Source organism: Massilia timonae CCUG 45783 (assembly GCF_000315425.1).
GTDB lineage: Bacteria > Pseudomonadota > Gammaproteobacteria > Burkholderiales > Burkholderiaceae_D > Telluria > Telluria timonae.
Window position 1 is genome coordinate 62,365 of record NZ_JH992923.1, and the last position, 19,890, is coordinate 82,254.

At 62.8% G+C, this 19,890-nt stretch carries 22 protein-coding genes and 1 pseudogene; 14 read left to right on the forward strand and 9 right to left on the reverse strand.

Going from position 1 to position 19,890, the window contains the following annotated elements:
- A pseudogene (locus HMPREF9710_RS28230) lies at window positions 1-180 on the reverse strand (IS256 family transposase); the annotation flags it as partial.
- A 185-nt stretch (window positions 181-365) separates the two neighbouring features.
- On the opposite strand from HMPREF9710_RS28230, the gene HMPREF9710_RS10340 reads away from it, so the two are divergent.
- A complete protein-coding gene (locus HMPREF9710_RS10340; RefSeq protein ID WP_040776080.1) occupies window positions 366-842 on the forward strand; it encodes a hypothetical protein in 477 nt (158 codons plus the stop codon).
- Between the two features lie 21 nt (window positions 843-863).
- Window positions 864-1,121, forward strand: a complete 258-nt coding sequence (locus HMPREF9710_RS10345) for a PAAR domain-containing protein (protein WP_005666150.1) — start codon at window positions 864-866, stop codon at window positions 1,119-1,121.
- A 132-nt stretch (window positions 1,122-1,253) separates the two neighbouring features.
- Here HMPREF9710_RS10345 and acnA read toward each other — a convergent pair whose 3' ends face one another.
- The 4 genes from acnA to HMPREF9710_RS10365 all read right to left on the reverse strand — a co-directional run bounded on the left by acnA (window position 1,254) and on the right by HMPREF9710_RS10365 (window position 6,700).
- Window positions 1,254-3,962, reverse strand: a complete 2,709-nt coding sequence (gene acnA, locus HMPREF9710_RS10350; RefSeq protein WP_005666152.1) for an aconitate hydratase AcnA — start codon at window positions 3,960-3,962, stop codon at window positions 1,254-1,256.
- 119 nt (window positions 3,963-4,081) lie between these two features.
- Window positions 4,082-4,627 carry a hypothetical protein gene (locus HMPREF9710_RS10355; RefSeq protein ID WP_005666153.1) on the reverse strand — a complete coding sequence of 182 codons (546 nt, stop codon included), beginning with the start codon at window positions 4,625-4,627 and terminating at the stop codon, window positions 4,082-4,084.
- A gap of 8 nt (window positions 4,628-4,635) precedes the next feature.
- Window positions 4,636-5,625, reverse strand: coding sequence for an HpcH/HpaI aldolase/citrate lyase family protein (locus HMPREF9710_RS10360; RefSeq protein WP_005666155.1), 990 nt, complete (start codon window positions 5,623-5,625; stop codon window positions 4,636-4,638).
- Window positions 5,626-5,710: 85 nt separating this feature from the next.
- Window positions 5,711-6,700 (reverse strand): malate dehydrogenase, encoded by a 990-nt coding sequence (locus tag HMPREF9710_RS10365; protein ID WP_005666156.1) that lies wholly within the window; start codon window positions 6,698-6,700, stop codon window positions 5,711-5,713.
- Between the two features lie 320 nt (window positions 6,701-7,020).
- Between HMPREF9710_RS10365 and HMPREF9710_RS10370 the strand changes: the two genes are divergently transcribed.
- The 7 genes from HMPREF9710_RS10370 to gltA all read left to right on the forward strand — a co-directional run bounded on the left by HMPREF9710_RS10370 (window position 7,021) and on the right by gltA (window position 13,335).
- Window positions 7,021-7,785 (forward strand): GntR family transcriptional regulator, encoded by a 765-nt coding sequence (locus tag HMPREF9710_RS10370; RefSeq protein WP_005666157.1) that lies wholly within the window; start codon window positions 7,021-7,023, stop codon window positions 7,783-7,785.
- A 269-nt stretch (window positions 7,786-8,054) separates the two neighbouring features.
- Window positions 8,055-8,480 (forward strand): succinate dehydrogenase, cytochrome b556 subunit, encoded by a 426-nt coding sequence (gene sdhC, locus HMPREF9710_RS10375; protein ID WP_005666158.1) that lies wholly within the window; start codon window positions 8,055-8,057, stop codon window positions 8,478-8,480.
- A gap of 3 nt (window positions 8,481-8,483) precedes the next feature.
- Window positions 8,484-8,852 (forward strand): succinate dehydrogenase, hydrophobic membrane anchor protein, encoded by a 369-nt coding sequence (gene sdhD, locus HMPREF9710_RS10380; RefSeq protein ID WP_005666160.1) that lies wholly within the window; start codon window positions 8,484-8,486, stop codon window positions 8,850-8,852.
- 2 nt (window positions 8,853-8,854) lie between these two features.
- The gene (sdhA, locus tag HMPREF9710_RS10385; RefSeq protein WP_005666162.1) at window positions 8,855-10,633 is read left to right on the forward strand and encodes a succinate dehydrogenase flavoprotein subunit; all 1,779 of its coding nucleotides are present in this window, start codon (window positions 8,855-8,857) and stop codon (window positions 10,631-10,633) included.
- A gap of 51 nt (window positions 10,634-10,684) precedes the next feature.
- Window positions 10,685-11,395, forward strand: a complete 711-nt coding sequence (locus HMPREF9710_RS10390; protein WP_005666164.1) for a succinate dehydrogenase iron-sulfur subunit — start codon at window positions 10,685-10,687, stop codon at window positions 11,393-11,395.
- Between the two features lie 264 nt (window positions 11,396-11,659).
- Window positions 11,660-11,938 carry an FAD assembly factor SdhE gene (locus HMPREF9710_RS10395; protein WP_005666165.1) on the forward strand — a complete coding sequence of 93 codons (279 nt, stop codon included), beginning with the start codon at window positions 11,660-11,662 and terminating at the stop codon, window positions 11,936-11,938.
- A gap of 95 nt (window positions 11,939-12,033) precedes the next feature.
- A complete protein-coding gene (gene gltA / locus HMPREF9710_RS10400; RefSeq protein WP_005666166.1) occupies window positions 12,034-13,335 on the forward strand; it encodes a citrate synthase in 1,302 nt (433 codons plus the stop codon).
- A gap of 76 nt (window positions 13,336-13,411) precedes the next feature.
- On the opposite strand, the gene HMPREF9710_RS10405 is transcribed toward gltA, so the two are convergent.
- Together HMPREF9710_RS10405 and HMPREF9710_RS10410 are read right to left on the reverse strand one after the other, a co-directional pair.
- Window positions 13,412-13,762 carry a hypothetical protein gene (locus HMPREF9710_RS10405; RefSeq protein ID WP_005666167.1) on the reverse strand — a complete coding sequence of 117 codons (351 nt, stop codon included), beginning with the start codon at window positions 13,760-13,762 and terminating at the stop codon, window positions 13,412-13,414.
- Between the two features lie 313 nt (window positions 13,763-14,075).
- Complete coding sequence (locus HMPREF9710_RS10410; protein ID WP_005666168.1) at window positions 14,076-14,882, reverse strand: AraC family transcriptional regulator; 807 nt, start codon at window positions 14,880-14,882, stop codon at window positions 14,076-14,078.
- Between the two features lie 105 nt (window positions 14,883-14,987).
- Here HMPREF9710_RS10410 and HMPREF9710_RS10415 point away from each other — a divergent pair, with 105 nt between their 5' ends.
- The 5 genes from HMPREF9710_RS10415 to gluQRS all read left to right on the forward strand — a co-directional run bounded on the left by HMPREF9710_RS10415 (window position 14,988) and on the right by gluQRS (window position 18,609).
- Window positions 14,988-15,620, forward strand: coding sequence for an MSMEG_1061 family FMN-dependent PPOX-type flavoprotein (locus HMPREF9710_RS10415; RefSeq protein ID WP_005666169.1), 633 nt, complete (start codon window positions 14,988-14,990; stop codon window positions 15,618-15,620).
- Window positions 15,621-15,685: 65 nt separating this feature from the next.
- Window positions 15,686-16,360 carry a thiol:disulfide interchange protein DsbA/DsbL gene (locus HMPREF9710_RS10420; RefSeq protein WP_005666171.1) on the forward strand — a complete coding sequence of 225 codons (675 nt, stop codon included), beginning with the start codon at window positions 15,686-15,688 and terminating at the stop codon, window positions 16,358-16,360.
- A 333-nt stretch (window positions 16,361-16,693) separates the two neighbouring features.
- Window positions 16,694-17,101 carry a nucleoside diphosphate kinase regulator gene (rnk, locus tag HMPREF9710_RS10425; RefSeq protein ID WP_005666172.1) on the forward strand — a complete coding sequence of 136 codons (408 nt, stop codon included), beginning with the start codon at window positions 16,694-16,696 and terminating at the stop codon, window positions 17,099-17,101.
- Between the two features lie 76 nt (window positions 17,102-17,177).
- Window positions 17,178-17,669: a nuclear transport factor 2 family protein gene (locus HMPREF9710_RS10430; protein WP_005666174.1), complete on the forward strand. Its 492-nt coding sequence runs from the start codon at window positions 17,178-17,180 to the stop codon at window positions 17,667-17,669.
- 4 nt (window positions 17,670-17,673) lie between these two features.
- Complete coding sequence (gene gluQRS, locus HMPREF9710_RS10435; RefSeq protein ID WP_005666176.1) at window positions 17,674-18,609, forward strand: tRNA glutamyl-Q(34) synthetase GluQRS; 936 nt, start codon at window positions 17,674-17,676, stop codon at window positions 18,607-18,609.
- Here the strand turns inward: gluQRS and HMPREF9710_RS10440 are convergent.
- Together HMPREF9710_RS10440 and HMPREF9710_RS10445 are read right to left on the reverse strand one after the other, a co-directional pair.
- On the reverse strand, window positions 18,581-19,183 hold the full coding sequence (locus HMPREF9710_RS10440) for a CHRD domain-containing protein (protein ID WP_005666177.1): 603 nt from the start codon (window positions 19,181-19,183) through the stop codon (window positions 18,581-18,583). The two genes, gluQRS and HMPREF9710_RS10440, sit on opposite strands and share 29 nt — an antisense overlap.
- A gap of 166 nt (window positions 19,184-19,349) precedes the next feature.
- On the reverse strand, window positions 19,350-19,814 hold the full coding sequence (locus HMPREF9710_RS10445; protein WP_005666178.1) for a DUF421 domain-containing protein: 465 nt from the start codon (window positions 19,812-19,814) through the stop codon (window positions 19,350-19,352).
- Window positions 19,815-19,890 lie beyond the last annotated feature (76 nt).

A 19,890-nucleotide genomic window follows, 5' to 3' on the forward strand; every position in this document is an offset into this window, starting at 1 on the left:
GGCCGACAACATACGCTCGGCCAGCATTTTTTTGAGCTGCCCGGCGAGGCCCGATTCGCCAAGGATCGACTCGGCGTCCTTGTTCTCAACCTGGGCCAGCAACTGGTCGATCAGCTCAACGGGAAACGGGTACGCTGCTTTCTGTTTTTTGGGCTTCTTGGTGGTCATCACTTCGGTCATGGAACAGTCCTTTCGGGATTATTTCATGACCCCGTTCCACACAGAAATTCTGACAGGCTCCAGCTGGCGTTCCGGTCACCAAGCCTGTAGTCAGCCCCGGTAGCTTTAACTCGTTTGCGATTCATCCCGAACTGGCCCAGGCATTTGACGACTTCCTCTCAGGTACCACGTTAGCGCCACGTCCAATGTACGAATGGCTCCAGCCATACCTTAACTGGCGATGGCAGGTGCGCGACCGCTTTCACACGACCAACCAAGTCAAGCGAGCAAATCAGGTCGATAAGGATATCCTGCTAACCTTTAACAAGAGTTTGATCAGCGATGCTGCTGCGATGACGCGAAGCGGCGGGATGAGTATCAGCAAGCGAACGCTTGCAGTTTTTAAAGATGTGTTGTTCACGGGGGCCAGAAAGGATCTGGTGACGACATCGTTTCTCGAGCCGGAGGCTCGATCAGTACTTGCTCTCGCCAAAAAATCCGCTCCGACACCGCCATCTTTTGCTGCATTCTTTGATAACTATGTCCATGATTCGCTGGCCGGCTTCAATTCGCCGAGCCTGGAAATGCCTGGTTACTGGCGTTATCGCCGAGTCTTCCTCGGTACCGACGATCACGTCATCGCGGCTAATCAGGATGACGACACCGCACGCAGCGCCGCATGACCCACACCAAATAGGTTCACTATGAAAGATGAGAACGGACGAGGTGTCATCCGACTCGGTGACAAGACCACGCATGGCGGCGAGGTGATCTCCGCAGTGAAGGACTTCACGGTACTCGGCAAGTGCGTTGCAGTAGAAGGCGACACTACCTTATGCCCCAAATGCAAAGGCCAGTTCCCGATTCAGCCCAGCGGCAGCACCCGCAAGCATCACGGCAAGCAGGTCGCATATGACCAGGACCTTACTGCGTGCGGCGCCAAGCTCATCTCTTCAATATGACTCTCTCCGCCAATGTGTAACGCTCTTGAAAATGGCATGCAGGACAGGTTCATGCAAAACAAAGGGCTGGAACCCTCCCGGATTCCAGCCCTTTTGCCATCCAGGCAGCCCGCCGCAGCGGGCCTTCCAGAATTAAGCAGCCAGCAGCTGACGCAGCACGAACGGCAGAATACCGCCATGCTTGTAGTAGTCGACTTCGATCGGGGTGTCGATACGCAGCAGCACCTGCACCTCTTGCGATTCGCCATTTTCGCGGTGGATCACCAGGGTCGCCAGTTGTTGCGGCTTGATCTCGCCTTCCAGGCCCTTCAGGTCGTAGGTTTCCTTGCCGGTGATGCCCAGCGACTCGACGCTGTCGTTGCCGATGAACTGCAGCGGCAGCACGCCCATGCCGACCAGGTTCGAGCGGTGGATGCGCTCGTACGAACGCACGACCACGGCCTTCACGCCCAGCAGTTGGGTGCCCTTGGCGGCCCAGTCGCGCGACGAGCCGGTGCCGTACTCTTCGCCGCCGAAGATCATGGTCGGGGTGCCCGCGGCCACGTACTTCATTGCAGCGTCGTAGATCGACATCTGTTCGCCGGTCGGCTGGTGCAGGGTGATGCCGCCTTCGACTGCGGAACCGTCCGCCTTCGGCGGGATCATCTTGTTCTTGATACGCACGTTGGCGAAGGTGCCGCGCATCATGATTTCGTGGTTGCCGCGGCGCGAGCCGTAGGAGTTGAAGTCCGCCTTCAGGACGTCATGTTCCTTGAGCCACTTGCCTGCAGGACCGTCTTCCTTGATCGAACCGGCCGGCGAGATGTGGTCGGTGGTGATCGAGTCGCCGAACACGCCCAGCGCGCGGGCGCCGGTGATGCCGGTGGCGGCTGCTTTCGGGGTCATCTCGAAGTCGGCGAAGAACGGCGGTTCGGCGATGTAGGTCGATTCAGGCCAGTTGTACACCTGGCCTTCGGTCGACGACACGCGTTCCCACAGCGCGCCAGGGTTGCCCTTGACGTCGGCGTAGTTCTTCTTGAAGACGTCCGAGTTCATCGCGAAGCGCATCAGTTCGCCGATTTCCTGCGACGACGGCCAGATGTCGCCCAGGTAGACGTCGACGCCGTTGCTGTCCTTGCCCACTGGCTCGGTCATCAGGTCCTTCGTCATGTTGCCGGCGATCGCGTAGGCGACGACCAGCGGTGGCGAGGCCAGGAAGTTCGAACGGATGTTCGGGTGGATACGTGCTTCGAAGTTGCGGTTGCCCGACAGGACGGCGGCGGCGACGATGTCGTTCTGGGTGATCGCGGCGTTCAGTTCCGGGGTCAGGTCACCGGCATTGCCGATGCAGGTGGTGCAGCCGTAGGCGGTCACGCCGAAGCCCAGCTTGTCCAGGTAAGGCAGCAGGCCGGCGGCGGTCAGGTACTCGGTGACCACGCGCGATCCAGGCGCCAGCGACGACTTGATGTGCGGCGCCACGGTCAGGCCGCGCTCGACGGCTTTCTTGGCCAAGAGGCCCGCAGCCAGCAGCACGCTCGGGTTCGAGGTGTTGGTGCACGAGGTGATGGCGGCGATCAGGATGTCGCCGTTCTTCACGCGCACGCCGTTGGTGGTCTCGTAGACCTTGTGCAGGTCGTCCGGGTTCTTGTTGAAGCCGTTCTGGGTGGTCGGCTTGCTGAACAGTTCGGTGAAGGTGTTCTTGACGTGGCCCAGTTCGATACGGTCTTGCGGACGCTTCGGACCGGCCAGCGATGGGGTCACGGTCGACAGGTCGAGTTCCACCACGCGGGTGTAGTCGATCTCGCCTTCCTGCGGGATGCCGAACATGCCCTGGGCCTTGTAGTAGCCTTCGAAGGCAGCCAGTTCTTCTTCGGTACGGCCGGTGCCGCGGAAGTAGTCGACGGTCGCTTCGTCCACCGGGAAGAAGCCCATGGTCGCGCCGTATTCAGGCGCCATGTTGCCGATGGTGGCGCGGTCGGTGGTCGACAGCGAACGGGTGCCTTCGCCGAAGAATTCGACGAACTTGCCCACGACTTTCTCTTTGCGCAGCAGTTCGGTGATGGTCAGCACCAGGTCGGTCGCGGTGCAGCCTTCGCGCAGCTTGCCCTTCAGGTTGACGCCGATGACGTCCGGGGTCAGGAAGTAGACCGGCTGGCCCAGCATGCCGGCTTCGGCTTCGATGCCGCCCACGCCCCAGCCGACGACGCCGACGCCGTTGATCATGGTGGTGTGCGAATCGGTGCCGACCAGGGTGTCAGGGTAGTACATGTCGCCCTGCTTCATGACGCCGCGCGCCAGGTATTCCAGGTTGACCTGGTGGACGATGCCGAAGCCCGGCGGCACGACGCCGAAGGTGTCGAATGCTTGCATGCCCCACTTCATGAACTGGTAGCGCTCGTTGTTGCGCTGGAATTCCAGTTTCATGTTCAGGTCGAGCGCGCCCGGCTCGCGGAAGTGGTCGATGGTGACCGAGTGGTCGACCACCAGGTCGACCGGCACCAGCGGCTCGATCTTTTTCGGATCGGCGCCCATCTTGGCGGCGACGTTGCGCATCGCGGCCAGGTCGGCCAGCAGCGGCACGCCGGTGAAGTCCTGCAGCACGACGCGGGCCACGACGAACGGGATCTCGTCGGTACGCTCTGCGGTCGCGCCCCAGTTGGCGACTTGCTTGACGTGCTCTTCGGTGACCTTCTTGCCGTCGCAGTTACGCAGCACGGACTCGAGGACGATACGGATCGACACCGGCAGGCGCGACAGGTTCACACCGAGGTTTTCCGCCAGCGCCGGCAGCGAATGGAACTGGCCGCTCTGGCCTGCGCCGATCGGGAATTCCTTCAGTGTGTTCAGAGTGTTGCGAGACATAATCTCTCCTTCAGTGGGAATATTGTTATTTCAACAGCAGCGTTCACGGAAATAACGGACCAGATATAACTTCGGGCGACAGAACGGCGCGGAGATCCGGGAAAATCCGCGCCGCACTTTCAAGTCTTGCTCGCCTCCGGTTCCGCGGTCGCCACGATCGCGGACTGTTCGGCGTTCTTGCATTCATTGGCCAACTGGCGGTTAAGCTTCGAATCGAGCAGGATGCCCTTGGACGGGATACCGATCCAGATCAGGCCATAGTGCGGATTTTCAAAGCGCAACGCGCCGGTGGTGGTGCCGATGCGGGCCAGGCGGTGCAGGCGCTGCTTCCAGCGCAGCGCGATATGGCTGTCATCGGCGTCGTTGGTATAGATCGTGATCTTGTTGCCGAGTTCGCAAGCGTATTCGGTCACCTTGGTGTCGGTGATGTCCGGCTCGTCGACTTCGAGAGGATTGGCCGCCGCGGCGGCAGCCGCGGCAGCCGCTGCAGCCGCCGCCGCAGCCTGCGCCTTCTTCGACGGTTTCTTCTTGGCTTGCGCCTTCAGGACTTTCTCCGCTTTCGGATGCGTTTCCTTGGCGGCTGCAGCGCTTGCCGGCGCACACACGACGGCGGCCGCGAGCGCGACAGCGCAGGCGGCGACGAATTTGGGGAGAAGGGTGGACATGGGTCGGATTATTCGCTGTCGGGGAGGTTGACGATTGCCGCAGCGGCTTCCGGCAGCGCGAGGCCCGCCAGTTTGGCACGCTGCAACACCGACCAATAATATCGGTAGCTCGCACGGTCGTGCAAGCGGCCATGTTGAGCAATCGGTCCCCAGTCCGCCGCCATCGCCTCCGTCAGGATATTCGTCGCTTCATTCACCTCGGACAGGCGCGGCGTGAACGCCTTGAGGATCGGCTTGATCTGGTCCGGATGGATGCTCCACATCCGGGTAAAGCCGAATTCGGCGCCGGCGCGCTGGGCGTCGTTGGCGACAGTCGGGCTGTCCTTGATGTCGGTCGTGACGTTGTGCGACGCCACCTTGCCGTGGGCGTGGCAGGCCGCCACCATCTCGAGCTTGGCGCGCACCACCAGCGGGTGGGTGAACTGGCCCGGGGTGCGCATCGCGCTCGCGGGGATGGCTCCATAGTGGCTCGACACAAAATCCATGATGCCGAACGACAGGCACTCGACCTGGGGCAGGGCGGCGATGTCGTAGGCTTCGCGCAGCGCGCCGTGGGTTTCGATCAGCACGTGCACCGGCAGGTCTGGCCGGCCGGCGGCCTGGGCGTGCTGGTTGATCAGGTCGATCGCGCGCGTGACTTCCATCGCGCTTTCCACCTTCGGCAGCACCACGTAGGCGAGGCGCTTGGCCGCGCCGCCGACGATGAATTCGACGTCTTTCGCAAAATGGGGGCTGGCCGGCTCGTGCAGGCGCGCGCCGATGCGGCCGAAATGGTTGTCGTCGCTGTTGACGAGCTGCGCCACCAGGATGGCGTGTTCCAGTTCGCTGCCGGCGGTGGCGCCGTCTTCGCAGTCGAAGGTGATGTCGAACAGGGGGCCAAGCTCTTGTTGCAGGGCCATCGATTTGCGCATCAGCTTCTCGGAGCCGGCGTAGTGGTCGCAGGCGGGGAGAAGGAGTGGCTGGCGTTTGCCCTGGAATAAAACCTCGGAAGGGTGCATATCTCTCGCAACATGAAACGGCCGTGCCAGGTGAATGGCACGGCACGGTCGACGCGCGGCAAATGCCGCGCGCCATGATTCAAACTCAGCCCAGCAGGTGAGCGACGCCGGCTTTCTCTTCTTCCAGCTCTTTCAGGGTCAGGTTGATGCGCTCTTGCGAGAACGCATCGATATCCACGCCCTGCACGATGGTGTATTCGCCATTCTCGGTGGTGACCGGGAAGCCGAACATGGTGCCTTCAGGGATGCCGTAGGAACCATCCGAAGGGATACCCATGGTGGTCCACTTGCCGCCCGTGCCCAGCACCCAGTCGCGCACGTGGTCGATGGCGGCGTTGGCGGCCGACGCAGCCGACGACAGGCCGCGCGCTTCGATGATGGCGGCGCCGCGCTTGCCGACGGTCGGCAGGAAGGTGTTGGCGTTCCATTCCTGGTCGTTGATCAGGTCCTTGATCGACTCGCCGCCGGCGGTGGCGAAGCGGTAGTCGGCGTACATGGTCGGCGAGTGGTTGCCCCAAACGACCATCTTCTCGATGTCCTTGACGGCCTTGCCGGTCTTGGCGGCCACTTGCGACAGGGCGCGGTTGTGGTCCAGGCGCAGCATGGCGGTGAAGTTCTTGGCCGGCAGGTTCGGGGCCGATTTCATCGCGATGTAGGCGTTGGTGTTGGCCGGGTTGCCGACCACCAGCACTTTGACGTTGCGCGAAGCGACGGCGTCCAGGGCTTTACCTTGCACGGTGAAGATCTGGGCGTTGGCTTCCAGCAGGTCCTTGCGCTCCATGCCCGGGCCGCGTGGGCGGGCGCCAACCAGCAGGGCGACGTCGGCGTCCTTGAAGGCGGTCATCGGGTCGGAGTGGGCGGTCATGCCTTCGAGCAGCGGGAATGCGCAGTCGTCGATTTCCATCATGACGCCCTTGAGCGCCTTCTGTGCCTTCTCGTTGTCGATCTCGAGCAGCTGAAGGATGACCGGCTGGTCCTTGCCCAGCATGTCGCCGTTGGCGATGCGGAACAGCAGGGAATAGCCGATCTGGCCGGCCGCGCCGGTGACGGCGACGCGCATTGGGGTTTTAGCCATGATGAATCTCCAAAGTGGGAATGAAAACGGTTTGCGCCGAGGTCGACGCCGAGCATACGCCTGTCTGGTTACAAGTTACTTTCACTGCGGTTTGATGAAGCTGCAATGATACCAAAAGCGCACTTCAAGCCTTCAAGGTCGAATGACGGGTGTCGCGCGCGTACAATGATGTCAAGAGTGGCGCCGACTCCCGGTCGGCCATGAGTGTATTCCTCTGCCGTTTGGTCTGTCAATTCAATATCATATGTCTTATATAAGACACATATCTAAAGACCTCTAATACTGGACGGTCATGCTCTTTTGTGGTGAAATCGCGGTCTATGAATTCCGCCCCGTCCAATCCGGCCGTTGATCCTGTCAGCAGTGGCTCGCCGTCGTTCCGGCCCCTGTACCAGCAGATCAAGGCACTGATCACCCAGAGCCTGCAGGCCGGTGAATGGAAACCTGGCGAACTCATGCCGAGCGAAGTCGAGCTGGCGGCCCGTTTCAAGGTCAGCCAGGGCACCGTGCGCAAGGCAATCGACGAACTGGCCGCCGAGAACCTCGTGGTGCGGCGCCAGGGCAAGGGCACCTTCGTTGCCAGCCACGCCGAAGAGCGCGCCCATTTCCGCTTCCTGCGACTGATGCCCGATGAAGGCGTCCCCCATCATCCCGAGAACCGCTTCCTCGAGGTCAAGCGCATCCGTGCGCCGGCCGAGGTCGCGCGCCTGCTCGAGCTCAAGTCGGGCGACGCCGTGGTCTACATCAAGCGCGTGCAGTCGTTCGACGGCCAGCCGACCATCCTGGAAGAGCTGTGGCTGCCGGGCCAGCTGTTCAAGGGCCTGAGCGCGGAGCGGCTGCAGGAATACAAGGGGCCGATGTACGGCCTGTTCGAGACGGAATTCGGCACGCGCATGATCCGCGCGACCGAAAAGATCCGGGCGGTGTCGGCCGACGCGGCCACGGCCGAGCACCTGAAGGTGGCGCCCGGCACGCCGCTGCTGTTGGGCGAGCGGGTGTCGTTCACCTACGGCGACAAGGCGGTCGAGCTGCGCCGCGAGCTGTACTCGACCGCGAAACACCATTATTTGAACGAGTTGTCGTAAGGAGAATAAAACAGAAAATAGACGAGTAAATATTCTCTGTTTTCTGTCTTTTCAAATAATTCGGAAAATAGCAAGCGGAATAAAACTCCCCTCTGCGGCGATCGCGTGAATGCGATTAAAATATATTGGTTTTGGGTACGCGACGGACATGACCCGGTTCGCCGCTCGCTGTCCCGCTGGCTTGGTCCCACTTTCCCGGACCGGGCCTTGAAATCGGCAAGAATGCAGGGTTCATACAAAAATTTGTCATAAATGGGAGGTGTACCATCATGTCGGAAGCCGTGAGAGAAGCAAGCAAGAAAGGGCGGCCGGTGTATCGCAACGTCGGAATCGGCGATATCACGACGAAATATCGCATGCCGCCATCGGCGATCGTGTCGATCCTGCACCGCGTCAGCGGCGCCGGGCTGTTCCTGCTGCTGCCGTTCCTGCTGTATTTGTTCCAGCAGAGCCTGCTGTCGGAATCGTCGTTCGGCTACTTCGCCGGCATCGTCTCGCACCCGCTGGTCAAGATCATCCTGCTGGGCCTGTCCTGGGCTTACCTGCACCACTTCACCGCCGGCATCCGCCACCTGTTCATGGACAATCACTTTGCCCTGGACAAGGACGCCGCCCAGAAGACCGCGCGCTGGGTGCTGATCATCAGCCTGCTGCTGACCGCCCTGGTCGGCCTGAAACTGTTCGGAGTGTTCTAAACCATGGCAAGCAAGAATAATATCGGCCAGCGTCGCCTCGTCGTCGGCGCCCATTATGGCTTCCGCGACTGGCTGGCCCAGCGCGTCACCGCGATCCTCATGGCGGTCTACACCGTCGTCCTGCTGGCCATGTTCCTGTCCGGCCAGAATTTCACGTATGAAGGTTGGGCCGGCCTGTTCGCGAAACAGTGGTTCAAGCTGCTGTCGATGGTCACCTTCCTGGGCCTGTACTACCACGCCTGGGTCGGCATCCGCGATATCTGGATGGACTACGTCAAGAACGTCGGCCTGCGCCTGACGCTGCAATTCATCACCATCTTCTGGCTGGTGGGCTGCGTCGCCTATACCGTGCAAATTCTCTGGAGTGTGTAATCGTGGCAGCAATCAAAACTGCAATTCCTACCCGTCGTTTTGACGCGGTCATCGTTGGCGCCGGTGGTTCCGGCATGCGCGCCTCGCTGCAACTGGCCGAAGCCGGCCTGAACGTCGCGGTCCTGTCGAAAGTCTTCCCGACCCGCTCGCACACCGTCGCGGCGCAGGGCGGGATCGGCGCCTCGCTGGGCAATATGAGCGAGGACGACTGGTACTGGCACATGTTCGACACCGTCAAGGGTGGCGACTACCTGGGCGACCAGGATGCGATCGAATTCATGTGCCGCGAAGCCCCGAAGGTCGTGTACGAGCTCGAACACTTCGGCATGCCGTTCGACCGCAACCCCGACGGCACCATCTACCAGCGTCCGTTCGGCGGCCACACCGCCAACTTCGGCGAGAAGCCGGTCCAGCGCGCCTGCGCCGCGGCCGACCGTACCGGCCACGCGCTGCTGCACACCCTGTACCAGCGTAATGTCCGCGCCCGCACCCACTTCTTCGTCGAGTGGATGGCCCTCGACCTGATCCGCGACGCCGAAGGCGACGTGGTCGGCGTGATGGCCCTGGAAATGGAAACCGGCGACGTGATGATCCTGGAAGCGAAGACCACCATCTTCGCCACCGGCGGCGCAGGCCGCATCTTTGCCGCCTCGACCAACGCCTTCATCAACACCGGCGACGGCATGGGCATGGCGGCGCGCGCCGGCCTGCCGCTGCAAGACATGGAGTTCTGGCAGTTCCACCCAACCGGTGTCTCGGGCGCCGGCGTCCTGATCACCGAAGGCGTGCGCGGCGAGGGCGGTATCCTGATCAACTCGAACGGCGAACGCTTCATGGAGCGCTATGCGCCGACCCTGAAGGACCTGGCGCCGCGCGACTTCGTGTCGCGTTCGATGGACCAGGAGATCAAGGAAGGCCGCGGCTGCGGCCCGAATAAAGACCACGTGCTGCTCGACCTGCGCCACATCGGCAAGGACACCATCGAGAAGCGCCTGCCTTCGATCCTGGAGATCGGCCACAAGTTCGCCAACGTCGACGCGACCAAGGAACCGATTCCCGTCGTCCCGACCATCCACTACCAGATGGGCGGCATCCCGACCAATATCCACGGTCAAGTCGTCGCGCCTGACGGTACTGGCGGCCAGAAGATCGTCAATGGCCTGTACGCGATCGGCGAATGCGCCTGCGTCTCGGTCCACGGCGCGAACCGCCTGGGCACCAACTCGCTGCTCGACCTGGTGGTCTTCGGCCGCGCGGCCGGCAACCACGTGGTGGCCTCGAACCTGAAACAGAAGGCGAACAAGCCACTGCCTGCGGACGCCGCCGACTTCGCGCTGGCGCGCCTGAACAAGCTCGAGACCTCGACCGGTGGCGAGAAGGTGCAGCACGTCGCCAACGACATCCGCGCCACGATGCAGAAATACTGCGGCGTGTTCCGTACCCAGGAACTGCTGGATACGGGCGTGAAGGAAATCATGAAGCTCGACGAGCGCCGCAAGCACGTGTCGTTCCAGGACAAGTCGAAGGTGTTCAACACCGCCCGCGTGGAAGCGCTGGAGCTGGACAACCTGATCGAGACCGCCAAGGCGACCATCGTGTCGGCAGCGGCCCGTCCGGAATCGCGCGGCGCCCACGCCCACAGCGACTACCCGAACCGCGACGACGCGAACTGGATGAAGCACACCCTGTTCTTCTCGGAAGGCAACCGCCTCGAGTACAAGCCGGTGGTGCAAAAACCGCTGACCGTCGACACCTTCAAGCCGAAGGCCCGTACTTTCTAATATTGACTGGGCCGGGGCATCGCGCACCGGCCCGATACAACAGGTAATCAAATGGCACGCACCGTCCAACTGAAAATCTACCGCTACGATCCGGACAAGGATTCGAAGCCATACATGCAAGACGTGACCGTCGAGCTGAAAGACACCGACAAGATGCTGCTGGACGTCCTGCAGCGCATCAAGTCGGACGTCGACGATTCGCTGGCCCTGCGCCGCTCCTGCCGCGAAGGCGTGTGCGGTTCGGACGCGATGAACATCAACGGCAAGAACGGCCTGGCCTGCACCACCAACCTGAACGAGCTGACCCAGCCGATCGTGCTGCGTCCTCTGCCGGGCCTGCCGGTGGTGCGCGACCTGATCGTCGACATGACCAACTTCTTCAAGCAGTACCACTCGGTCAAGCCGTACCTGATCAACGACTCGATCAAGCCCGAGAAAGAGCGCCTGCAGTCGCCGGAAGAGCGCGAAGAGCTCGACGGCCTGTACGAATGCATCCTGTGCGCCTGCTGCTCGACCTCGTGCCCGTCGTTCTGGTGGAACCCGGACAAGTTCGTCGGCCCGGCCGGCCTGCTGCAGGCCTACCGCTTCATCGCCGACTCGCGCGACGAAGCGACCAACGACCGCCTGGACAACCTGGAAGACCCGTACCGCCTGTTCCGCTGCCACTCGATCATGAACTGCACGGACGTGTGCCCGAAGGGCCTGAATCCGAACAAGGCGATCGGCAAGATCAAGGAACTGCTGGTTCGTCGCGCCATTTAATTGGTGTCATGCATGCGGCGGCCGGTTTGGCGCCGCATGCGGTGTGCAGACGTGCGTTGACCGATGTGGTATTTCACCGCAGGTTGAACGCGTGGACGGCAAGCCGTCCACCCCACGGGTTGGCGGGTCCTTCCGCCGACGCGCTCAACGAACGTGTGCACACCCCGCCTCGGCACCAAATATGCCGAAGCAATACAGTAAAAGTACCGTACTGCCGAATCGCGGCAGCCGGAGTATGATGTCGAACCAACAACGGACTCTAGTGTGAAACCTAGTGCAAACGCGCATCAATCCGATCCCGCCAACCGTGCCCGCCTGCGTTGGCGCGCACGCCGGGGATTGCTCGAGAACGATCTGATTCTCACGCGCTTCCTCGATGCGCACGAAGAAGAACTGACCGACGAAGAGGTCGATGCGCTGACCCGTCTGCTCGATCTGGCGGACAACCCGTTGATGGACCTGCTGCTGGGACGCTCCGAGCCTTCCGGCGAAGTCGACCTGCCGCATGTGCGTGCCTTGCTGGCGCGGTTGCGGCAAGCGTAAGCGAAATTGGGCATCCGGTCTGTCTCGCGGGCTGGTCGCGGCGCCCTCCGGTTTCGTTTTATTTTGTAGACCCACTCCCACAAGAAGGAAGTGCCATGAACATCTCTGATACCAAAGCCACCCTGTCGTTCTCGGACGGCAGCCCGTCGGTCGACATGCCAATCTACAAGGGCACGATCGGCCCGGACGTCATCGACATCCGCAAGCTGTACGGCCAGACCGGCAAGTTCACGTACGACCCTGGCTTCATGTCGACCGCTTCGTGCAACTCGAGCATCACCTACATCGACGGTGACAAGGGCGAACTGCTGTACCGCGGCTACCCGATCGAGCAACTGGCCGTCAACTGCGACTTCCTGGAGACCTGCTACCTGCTGCTGAACGGCGAACTGCCGAACGCCAAGCAGAAAGAAGAGTTCAGCGACACCGTGACCAAGCACACGATGATCCACGAGCAGATGAACTTCTTCTTCCGTGGCTTCCGTCGCGACGCGCACCCGATGGCGGTGCTGGTCGGCACGGTCGGCGCGCTGGCTTCGTTCTATCACGACTCGCTGGACATCAACGACGCCAAGCAGCGCGAGATCTCGGCGATCCGCCTGATCGCCAAGCTGCCGACGCTGGCGGCCATGGCCTACAAATACTCGATCGGCCAGCCGTTCATGTACCCGCGCAACGACCTGTCGTACAGCGCCAACTTCATGTACATGATGTTCGCCAACCCGTGCGAAGAGTACAAGGTCAACGACGTGCTGGTGCGCGCCCTGGACCGCATCCTGATCCTGCACGCGGACCACGAGCAGAACGCATCGACCTCGACCGTCCGCCTGGCCGGTTCGTCGGGCGCCAACCCGTTCGCCTGTATCGCAGCCGGCATCGCCTGCCTGTGGGGCCCGGCGCACGGCGGCGCGAACGAAGCTGCGCTGAACATGCTGAAGGAAATCGGCTCGGTCGAGAACATCCCGGCCTTCATCGAGAAGGTCAAGGACAAGAACTCGGGCGTGAAGCTGATGGGCTTCGGTCACCGCGTGTACAAGAACTTCGACCCGCGCGCCAAGCTGATGCGCGAAACCTGCCACGAAGTGCTGAACGAGCTGGGCCTGCAGGACGACCCGCTGTTCAAGCTCGCGATGGAACTGGAAAAGATCGCCCTGAACGACGAATACTTCGTGTCGCGCAAGCTGTACCCGAACGTCGACTTCTACTCGGGCATCGTGCAATCGGCCCTGGGCATCCCGACCTCGATGTTCACCGGCATCTTCGCCATGGCCCGCACCATCGGCTGGATCGCCCAGTGGAACGAAATGATCGCCGATCCGGAACAGAAGATCGGCCGTCCACGTCAGCTGTTCGTCGGTTCGCCGGTGCGCGACGTGCCAGCGATCGACAAGCGTTGATTCGACGCGCTGTCACTGGAAAAGCGGGCTTCGGTCCGCTTTTTTTGTGCCCGTCGCACCAGCAGGCAGTGGCCGATCATTCGTCCGTCATCGGGAAGGCTTTCGCCTGGCATCGAGGACAATACAGGTAGAGCGTCCGGCCGTCGCTCAGCTTGAGCGAACCGGCGCGATACCGCTGGATTGCCCAGGTACCCGTGAGGCCATTATTGAAGGTTATCTCGCCGCTCGCATGGCAGGGGGACCAGTCGAGCATGTGCAGGTAATCGTGTTCGGTGACGTGGGACGCTTTATCGATGTAGGCACGGATTTCATGATAACTGAGCTTGAAATCGGCGCACTGGTCCGCCGGTTCGCCTGATGCGGGGGATGTCGTGCCACTGTTTCGGATCGTGATCGTGCTGATCGGGGAGAGATGCGTGTTGCCCATATTTGGTTCAGTCCCTACACCATCGACCGTAGCCGGGGGCGCGCCTGCTGCGAGGGCAAGGAGCAATGGAGCAATTACCATAACGCGCTTCTCGCTTCAGTCGGGTTTTTGCGGGAGACGACCGGGTGTCGGAATATCTCAGTCGTCGGTATTGCAGAACTCCGCGTTCGATCAGAGGCGCTGCCACCGGACACGCGCATTGACAATGTAGCCGTCCCTGTTCACATGAAGCATAAGCCCCCTCATTTGAAAGGTTACTTTGACGACAGGAAGCATGGAACAACTGTGCTGGTGAGGTCTTGCGGCTAAACAGTTAATTCACAACGTCCCATGCCAGCAAGCGACGCTGGTAAACGCTTGGCGTACACCCGAACGCTTCCCGGAACACGGCAATGAAAGCGCTGGCCGTGGAATAGCCCAGGTCGAGCGCGACCGTTCCCACCGGCTCGCCTGCCGCCAGCATCTCGAGCGCGCGCATCAGCCGTGCGCGCTGGCGCCAGGCAGTGAACGTAAAACCCGTCTCCATGACGAAACGCCGGCTCAGCGTACGGCTGCTGAGCGCCCCCCAGGTCGCCCAGGCATCGAGATCGCGCTTCGATGCCGGATCGTCGACCAGTGCGCTGGCGATGCGCTGCAGGCGCGCATCCTGCGGCATCGGCAAGCCAAGCGGTTCCGGCGGCAGGTCGCGGATCTCGTCCATGATGACGCCGGCGATGCGCTCCTGCGCCGGCGTCAGCGCCCGGTGGCGCTCCAGCGGCCAACTGGCGGCGCGCATCACGGCTTCACGCAGCAGGTTCGAAATGCGGATGGTGCAGGCGGACGAGGGCAGGTCGGCGCATGAACTCTCGGCCACGTAAGCGCCCCAGCCCTCGAAGGGGCCGTGCGAGCGCGCCGAATGCACGTGGTGCGGAGGCAGCCAGACGGCGTGCACCGACGGCACTACCCAGACGGCGTCGGCCACGCCGATCGTCAGCAGGCCGCGCATCGAGGCGAACAGTTGGCCGCGCGCGTGGGAGTGCGGTTCCGATTGGCGCATGCTGTCGTCGCGCCCGGCGGCGACGATGACGGACGGCCCATCGGCCCAGTTGACCAATCCATGGTCGACGACGAAGTTACTCATGCTGAGATTGTGGCGCCATTTCGTTATTCGATGGCGTGGTTGCTGTACAGCCGCCATCGATCCCGATGCTACCCTGCTTCCATCATGACTACAAGGAACAAACCCATGTCCACGATGGAGGCATTCCCGGCCGTTCCGGGCGGCGTCGATCTCGACGCCCTGTACGCGGCGCCCGCCGAGCGGATCCAGAAGGCCGTGCTCGACCGCCTGGTCGACGTGCACGAGCAGTACCTGCAGGTCGCCACCTTCTTTTGCCTGGCGACGGCCAGCGGCAACGGTCTCGACGCCTCACCGCGTGGCGGTCCGCCCGGTTTCGTGCGCGTGCTCGATCCGCACACCGTCGCCTTCGCCGACTGGCCCGGCAATAATCGCATCGAGTCGATGCGCAACCTGGCGCAGGACGAACGCATCGGCATGCTGTTTCTGTTCCCTGGCCTGGACGTGTTCTTGCGCATCAACGGCATCGCGCGTGTCAGCGCCTGGCCCGACTTGCTGGCGACCCTGAGCGAGAACGGCAAGATGCCGAAAAGCGCGACCGTGGTGCGCCTGAACGAAGTGCTGTTCCATTGCGGGAAGGCGGGCAATCGGGCGAGGCTGTGGGAGCCGGAAAGCCGGCTGGAGCGCGGCGCGGTGCCCACGCCCGGCCAGGTCCTGGCCCGGCTCACCGGCATCTCGCAGGAAGAAGGCGCCCAGCTCGACACGCACTATGCGCACGCAGTGCGTCACGACCTGTATTAGGCGGCCGTCGACACTTGAAAAAGTGGTAATCTCGCCTTCGTCTACATATTTGCCGAAGGAAAGATATGCGTCTCATGCGTTTTGCCCCGCATTTTGTCCTGACTGCGGCCGCACTGGCGGCTGGCGTCGCCAACGCGTCGCCGCTCGAGCCGCGCAACGGCGCCGAATTCACCACCCTGGCCGCGCCGCAGGCAACCCAGGCCGTCGGCAAGAAGGTCGAGGTGATCGAGTTCTTCGCCTACCACTGCGGCGCCTGCAACGCATTCGAGCCGACCCTCGTCAACTGGGCGAAGAAGCAGGGCGACAATATCGTCATGCGCCGCATTCCGCTACCGTTCCAGGGCCCGCTCGACCCGGAAGCGCGCCTGTTCCTGACGCTGGAAGCGATGGGCAAGCTCGACGAATACCATCACCGCGTGTTTCGCGCCGTGCACGTCGAGCGCAAGCGCCTGATGAAGGACGACGACATCATCGCCTGGGCCGCAGCGAACGGCCTGGACAAGGCGAAATTCATGGAAGCCTGGAATTCGTTCGGCGTGCAGACCAGGCTCAAGCGCCTGTCGCAGATCGCCAATGCCTACAAGGTGAGCGGCACGCCGACGGTGGTCATCGATGGCAGGTACGTCGTGTCGCCGGATGCGGTGCGCCAGGCCAACAAGATCCAGGACGTGGGCCAGCTGATGACGGCCACCGGCCAGGTGCTCGACGCCCTCGTGAGCAAGGCCGCTGCCACCAAGTAATCAAGCGATCGTCCAGCCGCCGGTTGACTGGACGACAAAGCGGGCTATACTGCGTTAATCGCCTTCGCCGCCCGCCATGAACCAAGCACGCCTGTCACAATTTGCCGCCGCATCGCTCCTGAGCGCAGGTGGCGTGTGCACGTGCGTGGCATCGCGCCGAGCGGCGCACCTTTCCAGCCTCGACCTCGCCCGGCTTTCCCGGGCTCGGTGAGGAAACACGGCAGGCCAGCGCCTGCCCATCCTCCCGGGCCGCCTCCATTCACTGAAGCGCCGCATCGACCATGCTGCGCCGTCATCAATCTCGACCTTATCCGGTCATTTTGTGGAGTACACATGAAACCATCCATCGTCGTATCCTGGCTCGACCTCGAGCGTCTCGAACGCATCCTCGACCGCCTTCCCGCCGCGCAAGCCAATGCGCGCGACGCCCTGTTGAGTGAGCTCGAGCGTGCTGAAATGGTCGAACCATGGGACATGCCGCCCGACGTCGTCACCATGAATTCGCGCGTGCGCTTCCGCTTCGCGGGCTCGGACGAAGACGTGACCATGACCCTGAGCTACCCCAAGGACATGAAGGACAGCGGCGAGCAGCTCTCCGTGCTGACGCCGGTCGGCACCGCCTTGCTGGGCCTGCGCGTCGGCGCCAGCATCACCTGGCAACGCCCGGGCGGCGGCACCTTCGAAGCCACCGTGCTCGACATCGACTACCAGCCGGAACGGGCAGGTGAGCTGCACCGATAGCAGGGTGGGAGCGTGGTTCGATACATTTCCATGTGTACAATAACCGCGCTCAACAACTCCAACGAAGGGACATTCCGTGAAACGCTTCCTGACCGCCTGCTTCCTGTGCCTGGGCTTGATTGGCGCTGCCAACGCCGCCACCGATGCCGAACTGACGAAGCAGGTCAACGCCTTCGTCGACGGATGGCACGACGACGCGGCCAATACGCGGATGGCCTATTTCGACAAGATCGCCAAGGACGGTGTCTACATCGGCACCGACCGCAGCGAGCTGTGGACGCGCGACGAATTCAAGGCCTGGTCGAAGAAGTATTTCGACGCCAAATCGGCCTGGACTTTCAAGGCGACCCGCCGTAACGTCTACGCTTCCGCCGACAAGTCGCTGATCTGGTTCGACGAATTGCTCGACACCAAGAACATGGGCCATGCGATGGCCAGCGGCGTAATCCGCAAGACGGCGAAGGGGTTCGAGATCGTCCATTACCAGCTCTCGCTGGCGGTGCCGAACGAGGTGATCGACCAGGTCACCGGCATCATCGCCGAGCACGAAAAGAAGGCCAAGAAGTAAGCCAGTGAGCCAACCGTATATCGGCCGTTTCGCCCCATCGCCCTCCGGCCCGCTGCACGCTGGCTCGCTGGTGGCGGCGCTGGCCAGCTACCTCGACGCGCGCTGGCACCAGGGCGCCTGGCTGGTGCGCATCGAAGACATCGACGAAGGCCGCAGCGTGCCTGGCGCGGCCGAGGGCATCCTGGCGCTGCTCGATGCGCTGGGCATGCATGCCGACGGCGAGATCGTCTGGCAGAGCCGGCGCAAGGACCTGTACCAGGCGGCGGCGGACCGCATCCGGCAAGACACCTATCCCTGCGGCTGCAACCGGCGCGAGATCGCCGATTCGCGCCTGGGCTTCGCGCCCGACGGCGCGGCGATCTATGCCGGCACCTGCCGCCACGGCCTCGGGCCGGGCCGCACCATGCGCAGCCTGCGCGTGCGCGTGCCCGAGGCCGGCGCGGACGAAATCACCTTCATCGACCGTTTCGCGGGCCAGGTCACCCAGCACCTGGCGCACGACTCGGGCGACTTCCTGCTAAAACGCGCCGACGGCTTCTGGGCCTATCAACTGGCGGTGGTGGTGGACGATGCGGAACAAGGCGTGACCGACGTCGTGCGCGGCGCCGACCTGCTCGATTCCACGCCGCGCCAGATCTACCTGCAGCGCCTGCTGGGCGTGCCGACGCCGCGCTACCTGCACGTGCCGGTGGTGCGCAACGAAAACGGTGAGAAATTGTCTAAGCAGACTGGTGCGCTGGCGGTGACGGCGGGGGATGAAGCCGCCGCCGTCGCCGCGCTGGTGCAGGCGGCGCGATTCCTCGACCTGGACCTCGACTTCGCGCTGGCGCCCCCGCGCTCGCGCCAGGCCTTCTGGCAGGTGGCGATTCCCGCCTGGGGCCGCCTGCTGGCGCGCCGCGCCGCCGCGGCAATTACTTCGCCAGGCGCGGCCGGGGAGTAAAACGGCGCTGCGCCAGCAGCGCCAGCATACCGAGTCCCAGCCCCATCATCGCCCAGGTGGCCGGTTCCGGAATCGGGGCCGCCACCGCGAAGCCGCGGATTTCGCCGCCTGGATAAGCGGTGCTGTGGATGTTGACGTAGGCCTGGTTGCCGTTGAACGCATTGATGAGCGCGCCGCTGGCCAGCTGCGGCGTGCCGCCGTTGGCCGCCAGGAAGTCCGGATCGTAGACGGCCGGGTCGCCCAGGTCGAAGGCGGCCGAATACATGCCGGCAGTGACCTGCAAGGGGAAGTCCAGGAAGGGAATCGCCACCGGCGCGACGCCGCGGAAGGCATCCACCGTGCAGCAATGGATGTGGGCGCTGATGGTCGGGCTGGACAGGTCGCGGAACGGCACCTCGGCGCGCAGGGTGAGGTCGTCGATCTCGAAGGCCGCGACGCTCGACCCGGGCGAACCGTTGGGAATGTCTTCGGCGGGGCCGCTGGCAACCGCGCGGTAGTAGACCGGCGCGGCCTGGCTGGTGGCGGCGACCAGGGTCGACGCGGCCAGCGCGAATACGGTGAGGGCTCGTTTCATGGTAGACCTCCTGATCAGGAAAGAAACCAATCGCGCCGCCGGATTGGCGGCGGTGCCCAAAAAATTAGCACAGGAAGAGTAGCCCGCCCACACCGTACGGGTGGTCAAAGGCTGCTGAGAAATCTCGGCAGTTGAGACAAGAGCGGCGCGGCAAATCGCCGCCCGTTCACTGGGGATTGCGCATGATGCTGATCCGGCCGTCGGCTTCGAGGAAGGCGCATTTCATCTCGGGCCGCGGGCAATCGGCCTCGCGCAAAGCTTCCTCGATATCGCTTTGCGACAGGCGGCAGCCTTTCATCACGTTCTCGAAGAATACCCCATCGCGTCCGATCAGCACCGGGCTGCCTTCGATCAGCCGTTCGATCTTCTTGCTGCGCGAGGTGAGGAAGGCGAACAGCACGGTCAGGGCCACCAGCGTGGCTGCGATGATCAGGCCGCCGAACAGCGAATCGTCGCCGCCCGTCAGCGAGTTCGAGACTGCCTCGGACAGCAGCATCACGACCAGCAGGTCGAAGGGCGTGAATTGGCCGACCGTGCGCCGGCCGGACAGGCGCATCATCAGGAGCAGCGCGCAGTAGACGATCGCGCCGCGCGCGACTAGTTCCCACCAATCAAGATCGAGCTCGAACATATGGCCTCCGCAAGCATGAGTCTGTTCAGTCAATTGTAAGCACTTTGCTAACAATTTTCTGGTCAAGCGTGCGCGT

Coding starts and splice junctions, on each gene's coding strand:
- HMPREF9710_RS10340 (WP_040776080.1), top strand. CDS start 366: ATGTACGAATGGCTCCAGCCATACCTTAACTGGCGATGGCAGGTGCGC.
- HMPREF9710_RS10345 (WP_005666150.1), top strand. CDS start 864: ATGAAAGATGAGAACGGACGAGGTGTCATCCGACTCGGTGACAAGACC.
- acnA (WP_005666152.1), bottom strand. CDS start 3,962: ATGTCTCGCAACACTCTGAACACACTGAAGGAATTCCCGATCGGCGCA.
- HMPREF9710_RS10355 (WP_005666153.1), bottom strand. CDS start 4,627: ATGTCCACCCTTCTCCCCAAATTCGTCGCCGCCTGCGCTGTCGCGCTC.
- HMPREF9710_RS10360 (WP_005666155.1), bottom strand. CDS start 5,625: ATGCACCCTTCCGAGGTTTTATTCCAGGGCAAACGCCAGCCACTCCTT.
- HMPREF9710_RS10365 (WP_005666156.1), bottom strand. CDS start 6,700: ATGGCTAAAACCCCAATGCGCGTCGCCGTCACCGGCGCGGCCGGCCAG.
- HMPREF9710_RS10370 (WP_005666157.1), top strand. CDS start 7,021: ATGAATTCCGCCCCGTCCAATCCGGCCGTTGATCCTGTCAGCAGTGGC.
- sdhC (WP_005666158.1), top strand. CDS start 8,055: ATGTCGGAAGCCGTGAGAGAAGCAAGCAAGAAAGGGCGGCCGGTGTAT.
- sdhD (WP_005666160.1), top strand. CDS start 8,484: ATGGCAAGCAAGAATAATATCGGCCAGCGTCGCCTCGTCGTCGGCGCC.
- HMPREF9710_RS10390 (WP_005666164.1), top strand. CDS start 10,685: ATGGCACGCACCGTCCAACTGAAAATCTACCGCTACGATCCGGACAAG.
- gltA (WP_005666166.1), top strand. CDS start 12,034: ATGAACATCTCTGATACCAAAGCCACCCTGTCGTTCTCGGACGGCAGC.
- HMPREF9710_RS10405 (WP_005666167.1), bottom strand. CDS start 13,762: ATGGGCAACACGCATCTCTCCCCGATCAGCACGATCACGATCCGAAAC.
- HMPREF9710_RS10410 (WP_005666168.1), bottom strand. CDS start 14,882: ATGAGTAACTTCGTCGTCGACCATGGATTGGTCAACTGGGCCGATGGG.
- HMPREF9710_RS10415 (WP_005666169.1), top strand. CDS start 14,988: ATGTCCACGATGGAGGCATTCCCGGCCGTTCCGGGCGGCGTCGATCTC.
- HMPREF9710_RS10420 (WP_005666171.1), top strand. CDS start 15,686: ATGCGTCTCATGCGTTTTGCCCCGCATTTTGTCCTGACTGCGGCCGCA.
- rnk (WP_005666172.1), top strand. CDS start 16,694: ATGAAACCATCCATCGTCGTATCCTGGCTCGACCTCGAGCGTCTCGAA.
- HMPREF9710_RS10440 (WP_005666177.1), bottom strand. CDS start 19,183: ATGAAACGAGCCCTCACCGTATTCGCGCTGGCCGCGTCGACCCTGGTC.
- HMPREF9710_RS10445 (WP_005666178.1), bottom strand. CDS start 19,814: ATGTTCGAGCTCGATCTTGATTGGTGGGAACTAGTCGCGCGCGGCGCG.